Below are 18,662 nucleotides of genomic sequence, written 5' to 3'. Positions count from 1 at the left end.
CCCCTTTTTATACGCTCATCCTTTATATAAGCAATAGTTATGCCAACTTTACATTGTTGATAAGTAAATGTGCGGAGAACCCTATTACATAAGCGAAAAAATATTTTTAAGCGTTGTATGAAATCAATACTTAACATCATATTCATTACTTTTTATATATGTAAACGCTCTTTTATTCGTGCAAACACACAAAAACCGCCGATTATTCGGCGGTTTTGTCGTACTTGCTCAGTTTATATTGAAGCGTTTGACGAGGGATACCTAACATTTTTGCGGCTTGTAATATATTCCCTTCCGTTTCAATCAACGCTTGATCTATTAATTCTTTTTCTGTTTGATGAAGTGCTTCTCTAAGTGGCATTATACCCTTCTTCTTCGAAAAATTCTCTTTCCGAAATGTACGTGGTAAACAATTGGCTGTTAATGTATTCCCTTCTGCAATAATAACAGCATGTTCAATCGTATGTTTTAACTCTCGGACATTTCCAGGCCACTGATAAGCTTGCAGTCTATCTTTCGCTTCCTCATCAATTTGAAGTACACCTTTTTTATAACTTTTATTATATTCTTTCAAAAAATAAGATGCTAATAATAGTACATCCTCAGTTCTTTCACGAAGCGGTGGGATATATAATGAAAATACGTTTAAGCGATAATATAAATCAGTGCGAATTTTATTCTCTCGTAAACATATTTCTGGAGGCTGGTTCATTGCGGTAATAACACGAACATCTACTTTTCTCGTCTTATTATCACCAATTCTTCTAATGACTCCATCTTCTAACACTCGTAACATTTTTGCCTGCAAATCAAGAGGCATTGAATTCAGTTCATCTAAAAATAATGTACCACCATCAACAAGTTCAAATAGCCCAGCTCTTTCAATCGCTCCTGTATAGCTTCCTTTTGTCGTTCCAAACAATAAACTTTCTAATAGCGACTCTGGTAAAGCTGCACAGTTTTGTGCAATAAATGGCTTGTTTTTTCTTTTAGAAGCTTCATGAATTGCTTGTACGAACAGTTCTTTTCCTGTTCCTGTTTCACCATATATTAAAACATTTGCGTCTGTTGGTGCTACTTTTTGTGCTAACTCTTTCGTCTGTTTAAACCGCGTATCATTTGTCACTATCGTCTCAAATGCAGCATGCTTTTTAATCACTTTTTTTCTAGATGATCGCTTTATTTTCGACTGTAAGTCAACAATTGTGTCAGTAAGTTTTTGAATTGTAGAGTAATCCTTTGCAATTTCAACAGCCCCAGCAATATTCCCATCTATAAAAATAGGTAACGTCGTATTTACTGTACAAACATCTTCACCATTTAAATTTTGATAATGCTGTGCTTGATGTACGATAGGTTTTTTTGTATCTAGTACTTTCATCAATGTACTCGTTTCCCTTGATAAAGACGGGAACGCTTCTAACAGATGTTTCCCTAACACTTTTTCAATCTTCGATCCATCGTGTTTCGCAGCTACAGAATTGTAAAATATTGTAATTCCATTCTCATCTACAGCGTGTATAGCCTCATCAATACTGCCCAAAATCGCTTCAATGACTTCTTGTGTCGAAACTGCTAGCAATGTCATCCCCCCTCTTGCCGAAAATCCAGCAATTATATGCCGAATTTTCGGCACACCTATGTGCGATTGTAAGCATGACGATTCCGTTCTATAATTTTGACCAATTTTATATTTTCATTAGATAACTCGAAACTCTAATTAGTACAGCTTTTCGAACACCCAGCTCCACCTAACTGTTTTGCTTTACAGCCGAATTTTGAGGCGGAAGTTTTACTGCTTTCGAATAGCTAGATAGATCTTTCACCCATATATTCATATCTTCCAACTTATCGAAAATGTAGCAATTATTCGCCAGTCTTCCTGTATACGTATAACCTAATTGATGAAAGGCAGCATTCATTCCGAAAGAAAGCGATCGAGCAATTGTATAGGAGCAGAAAATAGATCTTTCTCGAAGCTCTTCCTCTAATTTAATTAGTAAACTTTTCATAAATCCATGTTTACGATATTCAGGTAAAGTAGCACAATTCGTTAATTCTGCATTCCCTTCTTTTATATTCATTTCTGCAGATGCTGTACTAATAATTTTTCCCTCATATTCATATACGTAGTAAATTGTATCGTCTTCTTTCATCGTCTGTAATACATAACTCGCTTCATTTAAAGGTGTCGGATACACTTCAAATACTTTTCCGAATACAGTTGCTAATTCTTCTGCATCTTCTTCAGTCGCTTTTCTCAGCAAAAATTTCTCTGGAACTACTTTTTCTTTTATTTCTTTTCCTTTTACACCGCTTAATATAGTATCTTCCTCAGTCCAATGCATACTATTTCGTCTTTCATCATTATTATATTTCACCAAAAAGTATGCATCGTGTCCTTGAAAATAATGAGGTATCGTTGCTTCCAACAAAAAACCGAAAGAGAGCCATGTTGAAACATGCTCTCCCTTTCCTTTAATAATACATTTAGTGAAAGAATGTTCCTCTGCTAGTTCGTCAATTGTCTGTATAATACTTTCAACATTTCCTGTATAGTGATCTACCCGAATACGCTTATTAAAATAATCTAAAACGCCTTCTACTGTATAACAATTCGTCTGTTCTCTAAAAGATTCATAGTATTTCATTTTTTCACCTCACACCAATCTAGTAATGTACATGCAATAATTTTTGCGGCAGCTATCATTTTATCAACTTCTATATATTCGTTTGGATAGTGTGCTACTTTCGTCTCTCCTGGACCAAATACTATTGTTGGTACGTTTGCAATTTGTGTAAATAAACCTCCATCAGTCCCCCACGGAGATGCTTCAATAATTGGTTCGTTCCCTTCGATTTCAACAAAGTTGTGATGAAGTGTTGTAATGAGTTCATGATTCTCTTCTAATTCACCAGGAACCCATCTCGCTCCAAACCACTCTACTTCTACTGGATTTTCAACAAACCAATTGTCCACATCATTTAATTCAACAATCCAATTCTCAAACTCTTCTTTTGCCGCCTCTATAGTCTCATTCGGCGCAACACCGCATCTTCCTTCTAAAATTAATTCATCTGGAACAGAACTTGGCCAACTCCCTCCTTCAATTTTCCCAATGTTAATTGGAATTGGAATCGGAATCCCTTTAAATAAAGGATCTGTAATTCGACTATTTCTTTTCTCCTCTAGCTTTCTTACATGTTCTATAACAAACATACTTTTTTCAATTGCACTAACCCCTTCATAACGCGTTCCACCGTGTGCAGCTTTCCCTTTTACACGTAAACGAAACCACATGGAACCTTGTTGTTTCGGGAAAAACTTCATATTAGTAGGCTCTGGAATAATGACACCATCTGCCTTATATCCTCGTAATATAGTTGCTAATGTCCCTGCTCCGCCACTTTCCTCTTCTATTACACTTTGAAAATAGATGTCTCCTTTTAATTCAATGCTAGATTCAATAATCGCTTCCATTGCAAGCATGAGTGCGACATTTCCACCTTTCATATCCGTCGTTCCACGGCCATATATACGATTTCCTATTTTCTCACCGCTATAAGGATGATGTTCCCACTGATTCACATCCCCTTCTGGAACTACATCAATATGCCCATTTAATATCATAGATTTCCCGTCGCCACTTCCTTTTAAAGTTGCTACAATATTTGGGCTATCTGAAAAACTTGTACGGGGTGATACAAAATAAGGATGATCTTTCATTTTAGAAAAAGAAGGCTCCCATATATCGAGGTCTAAACCTAATTCACGTAATTTTTCAATCACAATCGCCTGCGCACCGCTTTCATCACCAGATACGCTCTTTTCTTGAATTAATCGTTTTAAAAATTTCACACTTTCCTCTTCATGGCTCTCAATATAATCACAAACTTGCTTTTTTAATTGCTCCATATATTACATCTCCCTTCATTCAATTACTAGTAAGTTAGAATTAATTTGAAAATCAGCTTCTGTATGTCGTTTTATATCTTCTACTGTGTATGGGCTCATTAATTCTTGTAATATAAGTCCACTCGGAGTTACCTCCATGACTGCCATATCAGTAATAATTAAATCTACACATTTCTTTGAAGTTAATGGCAATGTACACTCTGAAACAATTTTTGCATTTCCGTACTTATCAACATGATTCATCACAACAACGACCCGCTTCGCTTTTTGTGCTAAATCCATTGCTCCACCAATACCTGGAACACGTTTTCCAGGTACAATCCAGTTTGCTAAATCACCATTTTCACTTACTTGTAATGAACCAAGAATCGTTATATCTAGCAAACCTTTTCGAATCATACCAAACGCTGTGCAACTATCAAAATAACTCGCTCCTGTTATAAGAGAAGTTGGTAAACCTGCTGCATTACACAAATTTTCGTCTTCATTCCCTTTACTTGGCGTTGGTCCCATGCCGACGATTCCATTTTCCGCATGAAACATAACATTTATATCGTCAGGCAAATGATTTGGTACAAGCGATGGTATGCCAATACCTAAATTTACAATCATACCATTTTGTATTTCTTTCGCCGCACGCCTAGCAATCTTATCCCTCACTTCTACGCCCATACCCATTTCCAGTTCACTCCTTCCGACGGTACAATATAATTTACGAAAACACCTGGAACGACAATTTCCTCTGGATCTAAACTTCCAAGCGGGACTATTTCTTCTGCTTCTACAATTGTTATATCCCCAGCCATCGCTACATGAGGATTCATATTTCGTGCACTTTTGTCAAATACAAGGTTACCAAACGGATCTGCCTTTTTCGCATATACAATTGAAACTTCAGCAGTTAATGCTGTTTCAACTAAGTAGGTCTTACCATTCATTTCAACTGTTCGTTTTCCCTCTTCCACAATCGTATCAACACCAACATCAACTAAAACACCACCAAGACCAACGCCACCAGCGCGAATGCGCTCTGCTAATGTTCCCTGCGGAGAAAACTCAATTTGTAATCTTCCCTCGTTTAGTTGCCTTCCTGCATTTGGGTTGGAGCCAATATGAGAAGTAATTAGTGATTTAACTCTTTCATTTGTAACAAGACGACCGATACCTACATCAGGGAATCCAGTGTCATTTCCAATCAAATTTAAATTTGTAACGCCTTTTTCTAAAATTGCCTGTATTAAAGATGGAGGGGATCCAATCCCTCCAAATCCCCCAAACATTAATGTCATATCATCATGGAACAAAGAAATTACTTCCTCAATTTCTTTTAATTTACCGAATGTATTTGTAATAGTTGTCATGCGATACTATGCCCTCCTTTTTGCATCATCTCTTCCACACTTTTAGAGAAAATTGAAAGTAATTCATCTAACTCGGAATATGTAGTTGTCATTGGCGGTGCTACAAGCAGTGCACTATCTTCTTTTCCTGCTTGCCCTGAAACTGCTTGGTATAAAAGTAGACCATTTTTAGCTGCAACTGAAATAAGCTCCGACGCTTTTGTAAACGGTTGCAATTCTACTCCGATTAGCAACCCTTTTCCGCGCACATCAGCAATGATTGTCGATTGTTGCTGAACTTTCTGTAAGCCTTTTATTAAATACTCTCCCTTTTCTGCTGTTTTTTCAGGGAGATTATGTTTCTCCATATATTCAATAACAGCTAAAGCCGTTGCTGCAGACAATGGATTGGCACTTAACGTATGACCGCTCATTACTGAACGTGACCCACGTAATATTGGTTCCATAACACGATCACTTACAACTGTCGCTGCCATCGGTGTATATCCCGCTCCTAACCCTTTACCAAGTGTCATGATATCCGGTTCTACACCCCAATGCTCCATTGCAAACCATGCTCCAGTACGACCAAGCCCAGTCATCACTTCATCCGCAATAAATAAAATATCGTAATGGTCGCAAATATCTTTAATGACTTTATAATAGTCTTTCGGCGGAACAACCGCGCCTCCAGCTGCTCCGATAATCGGCTCAGCAATAAAAGCAGCAATATGCTCTGCACCAATTCTTTCAATTGATCTTTCTAGTTCAGTCGCACATGCCAGCTGACAAGTTGGATATACCTTTTGAACAGGGCATCTGAAACAATATGGAGCTGGTATAGTCGGATAATCTTCCAAAATAGATACGAAACGTTGTCTACGTAGTGGGTGGCCAGACATCGATAACGCACCCATCGTAATACCGTGATAACTCATCCATCTTGATAATATTTTATGTTTCCCTTGAATACCTCGCTCTTGAAAATGCTGAATTGCAATTTTCATAGCTGTTTCATTTGCTTCCGTACCACTATTTACAAAGAAACTCCAGTTCAAATCTCCTACACTTAAATCACTTAACTTCTTTGCTAATTTTTCAGCTGGTTCACTCGTAAACTGTGATCTATAAACAAAAGCAATCTCCTCAGCTTGCTTTTTAATAACGTCTGCAATCTCCTTTACGCCATGCCCAATACCTGCCGTAATTGCTCCTGACGAACCATCAAAATATTTATTACCATTTTGATCATACAAATAAACACCTTTTCCATGTGAAATCATTGGATACGGCTGACCAACAAGTGGTTTAATTAAGTAATCGCGCATAGCGCTCCCCCATTTCTCCAATTTGTATATATATATGAAGAAAATTGACGTTTCTTTCATAAAAAAGAATCCTCTGCAAAAGCAGTGAATTTATCAAAAAACTATTATAAAATATACAAATGAGTGCTTAAAAATATTTATAAAACAGAAAATTCAGAACTCAAAGTGAAGACCAATCCTTTTCTATACGCCCAAATAACCCTCCCTTTTATATGAAATGACTACATCACCAAATGTTTTTATAGCATAATGCCAGCTGCCCTTAAATGCCGACATTCTGTACACTTCGACGGAACTCCCGTTAAACTCCTTCCTAATATCCTACTTTAAATTGCATATTTTAAAACAAATTTCGACACCCCACCTTACTAACCAATTCAGGTTCATATTTAATATGTAAACTTTTCATTTTTAAACTATAAAAAAAGAACCGATTAACCACACTAATCAGTTCGTCATGACGCTCTCTTATGGGTTAATACTGTCAATTGCTAAAATAAATAGAAAAATCATGTTTACAAATTCATCCTACAGCCTATAAGACAAAACCTTTTCATAACTTCATTCACAATTACTATCGGGATATCCCTATCCCGAAGTGGCACCCCTTTCCTCAGATTCAAACTACCTTTCCTTTATAATTTATGTAGGACAATTATCACTTTGTATGTGTATTTGCCTATAATTAAAAAAAACTCTAGTTTTCTAGCGATTGCTGGACATGTATTCAATATGTTAATTGAAATGCAGTTTCAATTTGGCATTTATTTTACTTTCGTGCAGTCATATGTACTGCTTTACTCTGCCAAATACTCGTAAGCACCAGCACCTCTTTATGAAAACATATTTGTTGTCAATTTTTAATTTTCCCTTTATAAAATTATTTTTTTCGCATAACCGCTTTCTTGCTTCGCATATAGTTTTAATGATGACAAAGGAGGAATGTTCATGTCTCAATCTGAAATTGAAAAATATGGACAAGAAGTTACGCAATACGAACAGCTCGCACGTTACTATCAGTTTCGTAATCCTAAAAAATATATAGAATTATATATGAAATATTGCGATGCACTTTCAAAACTTGTACAGGCGCATGAGAAAAGGGATTCACAAGAAGCTGCTTTACCGTCACATATAAGAATTTTTCATGCCGATCCAAATATATCAGCGGTTGATATTTTAGTAAACGGACAAAAGGTTATTAAAAGTATTTCATTTAAGCAATTCAGCCCTTATTTATCATTAGTGCAAGGTAAATACCGTATAGATATTGTCCCTGTCGGAAATGAAACTCCAATCTTTTCAGCATTGGTACCAATAATGGGAAATCATACTTATACTCTTGCTGCAATAAATAGTGATAATCACCTACAATTACAACCTATACTTGATAATACACATTTACCAGCTGGTCAAGCTAAAATACGCTTTGCACATTTCTCTCCAGATACCCCTGTTGTAAATGTAGATTTAAAAGATGGAGATCATTTATTTGAAAATGTACTCTTTAAACAAATAACAGATTTTTTACAAGTTAGCCCTGGTACAGCAGATATTGAAATTTCACTCGCAGATAATAAAAACGTTTTATTGACTATTCCGAAATTCAATGTTGAACCAAATGTTATTTATACAATTTCAATAGTAGGTTATTCAACTAAAGATCCTAAATTAGAAGCCGTTATACTTACAAATTAAAACAGTCTACACCATTCATTTGGTGTAGACTGTTTATTTTTGAAATGCAATTTGAAATTCTGTCCAATCGTTATCTGATCGACACATAATGGATCCATTATGTTTTTCCACAATTTGTTTACATACAAATAATCCAATACCAGTTCCTAACTTTTTAGTAGTTACAAATGGTTCAAAAATCGTTTCTACATTTTCAGCTGGAATCATTGGTCCATTATTTTTTATCACAATTCGAATAGCTTGATCTTCTTCAAATACATCAATGATAATTTTTCGTTCTTCTTTCATTGATTCAAGAGCATCAATTGAATTCATTAATATGTTTAAAAATACTTGTCTCACTTCACTTCGATAACCAACAAGCGGAATTGGATACGGTAAATTCTTTTCAATCAAAACATTCGCATTGACCAAACTCGGATATAAGAATTGTATAATGTCTTGAAACAAGTCATTAAGCCAAAACCGTTCCGATTCATTCCACATTTCTTTTTTCGATACGAGTAAAAATTGCGAAATGCGAAAATTTAATTGATCTAATTCATGCGAAATAATATCTAAATACGATAAACTCGGATGATCTGCCTTTAATAATTTGACAAACCCCATAATGGAAGTAAGCGGATTACGAAATTCATGTACAAAACTAGCTGACATTTGTCCTAAAATCGTCAGCCTTTCTTTATGTGTTTCGTTAATATATTGCTGTTTTTCCTCTAAATTCTTCGATATAATTTCCGAGTATTTTAAAACAGTATAATAAATTAATTTGTCAAAACAAGTATGTATTTTTGCCATAATTGGTTTCAATTCACGAGCGCTAACATCTAATTCACACATCGCTTCGAAAAGTTCATTTCTTCCCACGTTTGCGTTATAAACAAAATCTCCAATATTCGCATCTGCTCCAGCACGTTCAATAGCAATTTTCTCGCATAACGGTTGAAGATAATTTATATCTTTATCTTCCATAGTAAGTTCGATAATTAACTCTAGTAAATCCTCTCCATTTTGAACTACTTCTAGTTTAAATGGATCTTTTTCGGAAATTATCATTTTGTTTTTCCAGTTCTCTACGAATTGGTGCCTATTGTTTTTCAAGTGTGAACAAAATATTTCTTTAATATCCTTATCGATTGGAAAAACCTCCATTCCCTCCATTTCCATACGACGAATACCCTTTATATTTTGAATATTAACACAAAAAATACGATTCGTTAATAGATTTTTGTCACATTTTGTTAATTTCTGTTGATAAAATTATTTTTTCTTTCTTATTTAACTAATTGTATGCAAATTCCCTTTTTCCTTCACATATTTTCATTATTTCCGTAGTCAAAACGACTTTTTTTTGCATCATTTTTAATTCTTGCGTACAATAGAAAATGAAAGGTGTGAAAAATATGGTAAATAAAAATGTGGAAGATTATCTCCAAGAAGGCATTTACGGCCAAAAGCAAAACAAACCAGAAGAACGTAATATGTATTTAACTACATTACGTGAGCGTGTAGAAATCGCTTTAACGATCGGTCAAGTAATGCAAAGTAATGTATACTCTGAAGTGGCAGGTAGCATGCGCTCTTCTCAATCATTACAACTTCTCCTAAATGGTAGCATTGCTTACCCACATTTATCAAAATACATTAAATTAGCAAACGAAAAAAATGTTCCTTTTACAATTGTTCAAAATAAAGATACAGAAACACCAATCGGTTTAGTATTAACTCATGCTACTGCTGTAGATAAAGAACAAATTTATGTAGAAGATACTATTTTCAAACAAGAAATGAAGTAAAAGTTACACTTAATTAAATAGTTACTAAAAGCGTAAAAAAACGAGTATGGAATCGTAAACATTCCCTACTCGTTTTTTAGCGCAAATTTTAAGTTTTCTATTTTATTTTTTAATACATACTAATTTCATTTCTGTCATTTCTTCTATTGCATATTTAATTCCTTCGCGCCCCGTGCCACTTTCTTTCACACCACCATAAGGCATATGATCTACTCTGAACGTTGGAATATCATTAATCATGACACCACCAACCTCTAGCTCATCAATTGCACGCATTGCTTTAAATAAATTATTTGTAAATACTCCTGCCTGTAAGCCGTAACGCGAATTATTTACTTGCTCAATCGCTTCATCAAATTCTTTAAATGTATTTACTGTCATGAGTGGACCGAATACTTCTTGGCACTGCACAGATACATGATCTGGAACATTTGTTAATACAGTTGGTTCAAAAATTCTTGCATCCCGCTTCTTACCACCGCATAAAACAGTTGCTCCTTCCTTAATTGCTTCTTGAACCCACATATCAATTCGCTCTACATCTTTTTTTGAAATTAAAGCTGATACATCCGTTTCCTCAAGCAGTGGATCACCAACAACAACTGATTCCATCGCTTTCTTTAGCTTCGAGAGAAATTCATGCATTTTCGTTTCATGTACAAAAACACGTTGTACGGAAATACAAACTTGCCCATTATTAACAAATGCTCCCCATTTTACACGTTCAATTATTTCATCTGTTAACTCTACATCTTCATCAATAATAACAGCAGCATTTGAGCCTAGTTCTAACGTAACTCGTTTTAGCCGAGCCTTTTGTTTTATTCCGATTCCAACTTTTGGACTTCCAGTAAAAGTAATAGAAGCAACGTAATCATTTTTGACGATTGCCTCACCAACCGTGACGCCAGGGCCAGAAATGATATTTAAAGCTCCATTTGGCAATCCTGCCTCTTCAAATAACTCAACTAATGCATAAGATGATAATGGCGTTTGATCAGCTGGCTTTAATACAACTGTATTTCCAGCAGCAATTGCTGGTCCAACTTTATGCGCTACTAAATTTAACGGGAAATTAAATGGTGTAATAGCCCCTATAACCCCAATCGGCTTTCGGATTGTATATGCAATACGCCCATCCGCACCAGGTGCGGCGTCTAATGGCAATGTCTCACCATATATACGCTTCGCTTCTTCAGCTGCAAATTTGTACGTTTGAACAGTACGATCTACTTCTCCCCTTGCAGCACGTATTGGTTTTGCAGCTTCTTTTGCAATAATCTCTGCAAATTCTTCTCTTCTTTCATCCATTTTTTGTGCAACTTTCTCTAAAATAGTCGCACGATCATATGCAGATAATTTATTCATTTTTATCATTGCATTTTTTGCAGCAGTAACAGCCTCTTTTACATCTTCTTCCGTTCCTTGTGCAATTTCCGCTAATGTTTCTTCAGAATATGGTGCGTATAATGGTTTATACGTGTTTACAGATTTCCAATTTCCGTTTATATATAAATGCTTTTTCATACTTCTTCTCCTTCCAAATATATGTATACAACAATACTTCACCTAGTGAAGGTTTCAACTTATGTCATTGTATCATAGCCCTTATCCCTCAAAAAACATTATGCTCAAAAAAACTCTGCTATATAGCAGAGTTTACGAGCTAATTTGCTCTTGTAACGAAATTTGTTTTTCATCTTCTAAAATAACAATCGATTCTACTATCTTTGTAACTTCTAATCTTTTTATATAATGTCCATCTAATTCTTTCACACAAAACTTATAATTTTCAATTTCAACGGAATCCTCTTCAGCAATCTCTATATTCTTCGTTAAAATCCAACCACCGATTGTATCAACACCATCATCATCAATCCCTAAACCAAATAACGTATTCACTTCACTAACAAGTACTTTTCCCTCTAGTATCGTCTTCGTTTCACTAACCTTTTGAATTTCTGGCTGCTCATCCGTATCAAACTCATCCTGAATATCTCCAACAATTTCTTCCAAAATATCTTCAACAGTAACAAGTCCAGATGTCCCACCATATTCATCTATCAATATAGCAATATGTGTTCTTTCTTTTTGCATTTTTAAAAACAAATCATGAATTGGAATAGAATCGATAACTAAAATAATTGGTCTCATATATTGCTCTACTGTCTTCTTATTAACAGCTTTATGTTGTACAAACTCAGTAAAAATATCTTTAAAATTCACAAAACCTATTACGTGGTCTTTGTCGCCATCAACAACTGGATACCTTGTATATTTTTCGCGAGACATTTTTTGCAAAGCTTCTTCAGCAGGCATTTCTTTACTTATAATATTCATTTCAGTTCGAGGTACCATTATTTCTTTTGCAATCCGATCATCAAATTCAAAAATTTTATTTACATATTTATATTCAGATTGATTAATCTCACCATTTTTATAACTTTCTGAAACTAACAACCGTAATTCTTCTTCTGAATGAACCTCATCATGCCCCTTCGGCGGTTTCAGCCCTAGCAGCTTCGTAATGATTCGAGCTGAACCATTTAATAGCCAAATGAATGGGAATGCAATACGATAAAAGAAAATTAACGGCTTAGAAACAAGCAAACTCACTTGTTCAGATTTTTGAATTGCAAATGTTTTTGGGGCCAATTCCCCTATTACAACATGTAAAAAAGTAATTAACAAAAATACTAAAGTTACAGCAAAAATGTCTGCTAGTTGAGTAGAGATATTCCAATTTGCAAAAAGCGTATCAAACATTTGCTTTAACGCAGGTTTACCAAACCACCCAATTCCTAAAGCTGTAACAGTAATTCCTAACTGACAAGCAGATAAATATTCGTCTAAGTTTGTAATGACTGTTTTGACCGATGTTGCACGATTATTTCCTTCTGCAATTAAATAGTCAATTCGTGAACTTCTCACTTTAACAATTGCAAATTCTGCTGCAACGAAAAATGCCGTTAAGGCAATTAAAACAATCACTATACTTATACTATATATGTCCAAATACTTTTCCTTACTTACATTGTAAGCAAGGAAGCCACCTCCTACTTAATTTTATTCAAGTGAAGTAAGCATTCTAATACTCTAACAAAATTCTACATTAGCAACCACCTTTTTATATATTATATGCATACATAAAAAAGATATTTATCATTATGATAATCTAATTCATTTACACTCGTCAAATTATTCTAAATGTTACGATAAAACATTTTTATTTAAACTAACTATTCTTCTCAACTCAATTTCGTGAAAAAACACTTTCTTTGCCGATTCCACACTTCTTTTGTCGCACTAGAAGGGAACTTACTTCATAGCTCGAAATCATTTAACAGGATATATATAGGAGGGATTATTTTGGAATATAAAACACCATTTATCGCAAAAAAATTAGGTGTTAGCCCAAAGGCTGTTGTCCGGATCGCGCAACAATTAAATCTTACGATAGAAAAAAACAAATATGGCCACTTTATTTTTACACAAGATGATGTCGATCAAATGTTAGAACACCATCTATTTCAAATAGAGCAGTCTCAAAATCCTCAACCTACTCAAAAGACTTCCTCAAATGAGGTTGAAGAATTAAAAACTCAAGTCAATACAATTGTTCAAAACATATCATCGAATGATTTTGAACAATTAGCTGATCAATTAAACACTATTACGAGAAGACTCGATCGAATGGAAGAACAAATGCAAGATAAGGCAAATGATGTCGTCACGTACCAACTTTTACAACACCGTCGTGAAATGGAGGAAATGTTAGAACGAATTCAAAAGTTAGAAGCTGCCCTAACGAAAGAAGAACCCATTTATATTACTCCTGATTCAAAACCAACATACGAACGAGAAAAGAAACCGAAGCGCCGCAAAATGATTTTTAGTATATTTGGATTATAATTTTTAGACCCTTATTAAAATAATAAGGGTCTTTTTTTATGAAGAGTTATATCTTATAAAAATATTATTCTCTTTATTATACATATTCACTTCGTTTTATTTCGTTAACATAATATTTTTACTGTATTCTGCAATTAATGCCTGTGCATGAGCATTCCCTTGAATCACATCGCGAAATTCTTTTAAAGAATACAAATGCGTAACCCCTTTTCGAGCATGAATTCTTACTGGTACACCTTGTAAAGTATCATGAAACTGAAATGGATTATCTATCGGTTCAATTGGAAAACCGAGTGTAAGTAAATACATATACATTCTTTTTGTTACTGCTGCAATGTACCATTCAGCTTTTGTTTCTAACGCATGTATAAATAAAATAGCTGTTAGCCTTTTGAAATGTCCTCTCCCACGAGACGTTTTCGAAATACTTAACTTGCCTATTTCATACACATTCTTCAAATCTTTTACTAAATCATTTTTAGAAAACGGATAGAAAAACTCAGAATTTGATTGTTCAGGTACCGTATACTTAATACATTCTACTGTACCAATAGGATGTTCATCTTCTATTAATAAAAATCGTGATGGATTTAAATTACGTTCTACGAACATTAAGTTTCTTTCTTCACAAAAATCTCCCCATAGTTGCTCGAACCCAAAATGTTCTTCCTTTGTTTGAACACGCTGGAACATATTTAACCGCCTTTCCCATCGTCGCTCTGTTTTTGATAACGCTTTCACTATCTATCATATAAGAACAAATCTTCGTATGCAACTAAAAATATTTATTACTTATTATATTCTGCAAAATGAATTAGATTCCAATTTAATCGACTTTTATCCCGCGCTCACATTCCTTTTAATAACACATTTGTATCACTTTTCAAATCTAACTTACAATATGTTTCTTTCCATACAGCATATAATTCTTCTTAATCTAAAAAAATCCTTTATGAAAAAGGATTTCTTTTACTTCTCAATGCTTTTTAACCACTTTTCAAAAATTTGTACCATCCCATGTTTTCCAGCTAATTTCTCTTCCCCTTGTTTCGTCTTATATGGATATAACTGCAAGAAAACACCGCATCCAGACTCAATTTTTTTACTATGCATATGGCTTCCTGGATATACACAAATGACTTCATAAATTGACCTTCGATAATAGACTCGCTTTCCATCCTGTTCTTCTACATACTTTATAGACCAATACTTATACATTTGCTCAGTTGCTTTCGTATTTCCGACGTGCTGAAAAATATTGTACATTGGACTATACTTCACTTCAATAATAATAGAAGATTTATATACGTATTTCCCATCTTCTTTTACATAACAGTCTAAGCGAATATCTGGCTTCTTCGTATCCTCACCATTGTAAAAATTACTCCCTTTACTTAATGCAATAAGGGGATGTGTTTCAATTAAGTCATTAAATGCGACATGCACCTTTAAATCATCTCGTTGTAAAACTACTGTCGTTCCATCTTGTAATCCATCTACATAAAAATGTTCTTGTATTTGTTCACGAATGGAATTTCTAGCCTCAAAACCAATTTGCTCTAAAATTGAAATAACGATAAAAAAAGCGTAATATTCATACACTAAAAACGTTGGCTTATAAACAAATAATAACGATGGAGATTGATCCGTATATTGCGGGAGTACTTCTAAATGATGTAGTAATTGTTGATGTGGTATCGGTAAATCATGTAAGTTCATGTTACTTATTTCAGTAACTTCCCTCCAAAACGAGGAGTGCATTAACATTTGAAAGTATTGTACATTTTCATGAACAATGTGCGCCAATATTTTATATTCTTGTATTTTCATTGAGCTCTTTCGTAAATCGGCTTCTTTTAGTAAATGTATATTTTTATATTTTTGCTTCTCTCTATCGGTTACTGATCCATTACGCTCAATTGTTTGTATAATTGTTTTTACGGCTTGAAACTCTTCTGATTTTTTCTTTTTTTCTCTTTCTAATATTTCAATTGTTTGACGTAAAAAACTTTTAGCTTCAATTAAATAATGATAAAATTGCATCGATTTATATTTAAGAAATGCATTTTCCTTACTATTTTTTTGTTCCATAAACTTACGATTATAATGTTTTGCATAAGGTTTTCTTTCTGCCACTATGGTTCCTTTTCTTGTTGGCTTTCTCTCTTTTCCTTCCCATTTATATGCATTTATAAATTTTGAGCTTGATTCTATTTTCTTAAAGATTTGCTTTATCATCTTCATTTTTTGGGGTAACTTTCTAAGCAACACTAAATAAGAAGAATCCTCAATATCGCTAAGTGCAGAGAAAGTCTTTTTATAATAACCTCTATCCAAAATCAACTCATTTAAAATTGACTTCACATAGTCTTGAATCATTTCAAATTGATCATCAAAAAAGTTTTTCGGTACGATTTGAAAAGCACCATAATACGTTGTATCTTCTATACGCACTTCAAAATGGTATAAACCACAGCGCCATGGATAAAAGAATTCTGTTTTCCCATGTTCATATATTAATACTCTTTGTTTTTTTTCATTTATTTCATATTGAGCCTCTTTTATATTTTTCTGTCCCTCATATACTTTATTCCATATAAAAGTAATATTCATTGGGATTTCATAATTGTACTGCAATCTAATCGGTTTTAATTCTTGTACTTTATAAATGCATTGAACTAATGCTGTAGTAGATGTACAAAGACGATTTAATAAAATATAATCTCCTTTTCCCTCATTTCCAATGATTAACTTTAATACAAAAGGGAGCGTTTCATTCGTATCAACGATTTTTGTTTCGTAACGCCCTTCATTTTGCATATCCATACAGCTCCAGTTCCCTACGTTTTTCTCGTATATATGATAAAGAGTGTTCAAATGTAGATACTCTGTTTGCAAGTGCAGATTGCAAAAGAGGTACTAAGGTCGCTCCCCTTTTTGCTTCTTCAGAAAGTAAAGAACCAACCATCATTTCGGTCCCTCTGATTTTCGTCAATACACGCTGCTTTATTTGTAAATCAAACCCTTCTTCTCTACTGATCATATAGGTATGGTTATTTTGGAACGGTATATTTTGCAAATAAGTCGCAATTGCGTTTGCACATCGGAAAGAAATTCCCTTAGACGCATCATGTGATGACAATACGACATGCAACTTATCTAATAGCTCTAATTCTTCTTCAGAAAACACTTCAATCATCGCTTTATTTCTCATCCAATTTATCCGAAATTCTCCCGCTGTTACTTTCAAAGGTGGGTGTAATACGACTTTCCCCAGTTCCATGCCCATCTCACAAAACGGAATTTTTTGTAACGTTATTAAGTTCGTTCGGTCTAATAATCGATCGGAGAGCTCTTTCGTTGTTTCATCAAAATTCACAGTACCTACAAATATAATATTTTCTCCAATTTCAATTGTTGATGGAATTGAATTCTCAATGTCCTGAACACCCTCATACAAGTTTAAAATACGATTTTTTGTTTCAAGTTGAAGAACAGATAAAAATGGAGTAAACCAATGCTCAATATGTGACATGTTCATTTCATCAAAAACGATAATATACAGTTGATTGGGATTTTCTTTCGCCTTCATTAACGTCCTAACTAACTTCGTTTCACTTTCAATAAAAGTACCATTTGGATGAAGGTAACCAAGTAAATCATGTGGTTCTTGATACGATGGTGAAATTGGAATCCAAACCAATTCTTCCCCATACTGTAATCCTAATGCTTCTGCATAAGTTTGCACAAAACGTGATTTCCCAACGCCCGGTATACCACCAAGAATCGTTAACATATTTGTTTTTACACTTATATGGAAATTATAAATATCCGTTGCATCCAAATATAGCCCTTTATTATGCACCATACTTTGTACATACTGTAAAAAGGACGATTCACGCTCATCCCATTCCCATTCATCTTTTTGCACTTTTATATCCTCTACTTCAACTAGCTTACCTTCTTCATGCATTCGTTTTTTTAATTGCTCATACACATGATCACTTACAAAATATAATTGATCTTCTACCGCTATTTCTACATACTTCGTCCAGTCACTGCAGTTTATATATTTACATTCACGTTTCTGTTCAAAATATGCGATTGAGCTAATTGATGACTTTAAGGATATGTTTCCATACAGTCTTCCATCGTGCCACAATAATTCGGGAGGCTCAAAGTCCTTCGGAAATTTAGGCATAAGAAATGATAAATAACCGTTGCTAAGTTTTCGTTCTAAAGATTCTCTTTTTTTATTATTTGTAACTTTAGGTGCCGGAATCATTTTATAGCTGCTTGCTATTTCTTTCGGTTCTTCTGTACATATTAACTCCACGTATACATTTCCTCTTTCATAATAAAGACGAAACATCACTAATTGCTTTTCTAATTTCCTCTTCTTTAATTCCAAAAAGATTTTTTCATTCTTTTTATTACTACATAATCCTTCAAATACATATGGTTCATTTGCAAATTGTTCCTGTAAAGTGAATGGTATTGGCGATAAGCATTGTACAAAGAAATTCTCTCCACTCTTCTCTTTTTCAGCTTTTGTAAATTTCCCTAAAAATCTCATATAGTACATTCGTTTTATAAAACTTGGCTGAAGAGCTTTATGTAATTTCACCTTAGTCACCTTCTTTTTTCATACTATTCTTAGTGTATGAAAGAA

15 protein-coding genes are annotated in these 18,662 nt (G+C 34.1%); 3 read left to right on the top strand and 12 right to left on the bottom strand.

Annotated features, from left to right (window positions below):
* Positions 1 to 202: 202 nt before the first annotated feature.
* The 6 genes from rocR to MHH27_RS11450 form a co-directional block, all read right to left on the bottom strand.
* A complete protein-coding gene (rocR, locus tag MHH27_RS11475) occupies positions 203 to 1,588 on the bottom strand; it encodes an arginine utilization transcriptional regulator RocR (protein WP_023521852.1) in 1,386 nt (461 codons plus the stop codon).
* Between the two features lie 163 nt (positions 1,589 to 1,751).
* Positions 1,752 to 2,651 carry a putative beta-lysine N-acetyltransferase gene (gene ablB / locus MHH27_RS11470; protein ID WP_000878591.1) on the bottom strand — a complete coding sequence of 300 codons (900 nt, stop codon included), beginning with the start codon at positions 2,649 to 2,651 and terminating at the stop codon, positions 1,752 to 1,754.
* Complete coding sequence (locus tag MHH27_RS11465) at positions 2,648 to 3,916, bottom strand: peptidase (RefSeq protein ID WP_000436691.1); 1,269 nt, start codon at positions 3,914 to 3,916, stop codon at positions 2,648 to 2,650. Before MHH27_RS11465 ends, ablB begins: the two co-directional genes overlap by 4 nt.
* Positions 3,917 to 3,931: 15 nt before the next feature.
* Complete coding sequence (locus MHH27_RS11460) at positions 3,932 to 4,594, bottom strand: CoA transferase subunit B (protein WP_000525276.1); 663 nt, start codon at positions 4,592 to 4,594, stop codon at positions 3,932 to 3,934.
* The gene (gene atoD, locus MHH27_RS11455) at positions 4,579 to 5,277 is read right to left on the bottom strand and encodes an acetate CoA-transferase subunit alpha (protein WP_000208107.1); all 699 of its coding nucleotides are present in this window, start codon (positions 5,275 to 5,277) and stop codon (positions 4,579 to 4,581) included. The genes MHH27_RS11460 and atoD overlap by 16 nt, the downstream gene beginning before the upstream one ends.
* A complete protein-coding gene (locus tag MHH27_RS11450) occupies positions 5,274 to 6,584 on the bottom strand; it encodes an aspartate aminotransferase family protein (RefSeq protein ID WP_001205877.1) in 1,311 nt (436 codons plus the stop codon). The genes atoD and MHH27_RS11450 overlap by 4 nt, the downstream gene beginning before the upstream one ends.
* A gap of 948 nt (positions 6,585 to 7,532) precedes the next feature.
* On the opposite strand from MHH27_RS11450, the gene MHH27_RS11445 reads away from it, so the two are divergent.
* Positions 7,533 to 8,282, top strand: a complete 750-nt coding sequence (locus MHH27_RS11445; protein ID WP_000083276.1) for a DUF4397 domain-containing protein — start codon at positions 7,533 to 7,535, stop codon at positions 8,280 to 8,282.
* 33 nt (positions 8,283 to 8,315) lie between these two features.
* Here the strand turns inward: MHH27_RS11445 and MHH27_RS11440 are convergent, their stop codons facing one another.
* On the bottom strand, positions 8,316 to 9,449 hold the full coding sequence (locus MHH27_RS11440; protein ID WP_000425086.1) for a BA2291 family sporulation histidine kinase: 1,134 nt from the start codon (positions 9,447 to 9,449) through the stop codon (positions 8,316 to 8,318).
* A gap of 236 nt (positions 9,450 to 9,685) precedes the next feature.
* Here MHH27_RS11440 and MHH27_RS11435 point away from each other — a divergent pair, with 236 nt between their 5' ends.
* Positions 9,686 to 10,078, top strand: coding sequence for a YueI family protein (locus tag MHH27_RS11435; RefSeq protein WP_000247562.1), 393 nt, complete (start codon positions 9,686 to 9,688; stop codon positions 10,076 to 10,078).
* 102 nt (positions 10,079 to 10,180) lie between these two features.
* On the opposite strand, the gene MHH27_RS11430 is transcribed toward MHH27_RS11435, so the two are convergent.
* Together MHH27_RS11430 and MHH27_RS11425 are read right to left on the bottom strand one after the other, a co-directional pair.
* Positions 10,181 to 11,605: an aldehyde dehydrogenase family protein gene (locus MHH27_RS11430; RefSeq protein WP_000716481.1), complete on the bottom strand. Its 1,425-nt coding sequence runs from the start codon at positions 11,603 to 11,605 to the stop codon at positions 10,181 to 10,183.
* Between the two features lie 132 nt (positions 11,606 to 11,737).
* A complete protein-coding gene (locus tag MHH27_RS11425) occupies positions 11,738 to 13,093 on the bottom strand; it encodes a hemolysin family protein (RefSeq protein ID WP_000356253.1) in 1,356 nt (451 codons plus the stop codon).
* A 354-nt stretch (positions 13,094 to 13,447) separates the two neighbouring features.
* On the opposite strand from MHH27_RS11425, the gene racA reads away from it, so the two are divergent.
* On the top strand, positions 13,448 to 13,990 hold the full coding sequence (gene racA / locus MHH27_RS11420; protein ID WP_000456013.1) for a chromosome-anchoring protein RacA: 543 nt from the start codon (positions 13,448 to 13,450) through the stop codon (positions 13,988 to 13,990).
* Positions 13,991 to 14,086: 96 nt separating this feature from the next.
* On the opposite strand, the gene MHH27_RS11415 is transcribed toward racA, so the two are convergent.
* The 3 genes from MHH27_RS11415 to MHH27_RS11405 all read right to left on the bottom strand — a co-directional run bounded on the left by MHH27_RS11415 (position 14,087) and on the right by MHH27_RS11405 (position 18,617).
* Positions 14,087 to 14,683: a hypothetical protein gene (locus tag MHH27_RS11415; RefSeq protein ID WP_000487795.1), complete on the bottom strand. Its 597-nt coding sequence runs from the start codon at positions 14,681 to 14,683 to the stop codon at positions 14,087 to 14,089.
* Between the two features lie 276 nt (positions 14,684 to 14,959).
* The gene (locus MHH27_RS11410) at positions 14,960 to 16,810 is read right to left on the bottom strand and encodes a hypothetical protein (protein WP_071730211.1); all 1,851 of its coding nucleotides are present in this window, start codon (positions 16,808 to 16,810) and stop codon (positions 14,960 to 14,962) included.
* Positions 16,800 to 18,617 (bottom strand): AAA family ATPase, encoded by a 1,818-nt coding sequence (locus MHH27_RS11405; protein ID WP_142669934.1) that lies wholly within the window; start codon positions 18,615 to 18,617, stop codon positions 16,800 to 16,802. Before MHH27_RS11405 ends, MHH27_RS11410 begins: the two co-directional genes overlap by 11 nt.
* Positions 18,618 to 18,662: the final 45 nt, after the last annotated feature.

Source organism: Bacillus sp. FSL L8-0152 (assembly GCF_038006365.1).
Lineage (GTDB): Bacteria > Bacillota > Bacilli > Bacillales > Bacillaceae_G > Bacillus_A > Bacillus_A cereus.
The sequence above is the reverse complement of the archived record's forward strand: the minus strand, read 5'-3'. Positions and strand labels throughout refer to the sequence as shown.

Bases quoted from the DNA above. Each gene is read 5' to 3' on its own strand.
- atoD (WP_000208107.1), bottom strand. From the start codon at position 5,277: ATGACAACTATTACAAATACATTCGGTAAATTAAAAGAAATTGAGGAA.
- MHH27_RS11445 (WP_000083276.1), top strand. From the start codon at position 7,533: ATGTCTCAATCTGAAATTGAAAAATATGGACAAGAAGTTACGCAATAC.
- MHH27_RS11435 (WP_000247562.1), top strand. From the start codon at position 9,686: ATGGTAAATAAAAATGTGGAAGATTATCTCCAAGAAGGCATTTACGGC.
- ablB (WP_000878591.1), bottom strand. From the start codon at position 2,651: ATGAAATACTATGAATCTTTTAGAGAACAGACGAATTGTTATACAGTA.
- MHH27_RS11460 (WP_000525276.1), bottom strand. From the start codon at position 4,594: ATGGGTATGGGCGTAGAAGTGAGGGATAAGATTGCTAGGCGTGCGGCG.
- MHH27_RS11430 (WP_000716481.1), bottom strand. From the start codon at position 11,605: ATGAAAAAGCATTTATATATAAACGGAAATTGGAAATCTGTAAACACG.
- MHH27_RS11440 (WP_000425086.1), bottom strand. From the start codon at position 9,449: ATGGAAATGGAGGGAATGGAGGTTTTTCCAATCGATAAGGATATTAAA.
- rocR (WP_023521852.1), bottom strand. From the start codon at position 1,588: ATGACATTGCTAGCAGTTTCGACACAAGAAGTCATTGAAGCGATTTTG.
- MHH27_RS11465 (WP_000436691.1), bottom strand. From the start codon at position 3,916: ATGGAGCAATTAAAAAAGCAAGTTTGTGATTATATTGAGAGCCATGAA.
- MHH27_RS11450 (WP_001205877.1), bottom strand. From the start codon at position 6,584: ATGCGCGATTACTTAATTAAACCACTTGTTGGTCAGCCGTATCCAATG.
- MHH27_RS11415 (WP_000487795.1), bottom strand. From the start codon at position 14,683: ATGTTCCAGCGTGTTCAAACAAAGGAAGAACATTTTGGGTTCGAGCAA.
- MHH27_RS11410 (WP_071730211.1), bottom strand. From the start codon at position 16,810: ATGCAAAATGAAGGGCGTTACGAAACAAAAATCGTTGATACGAATGAA.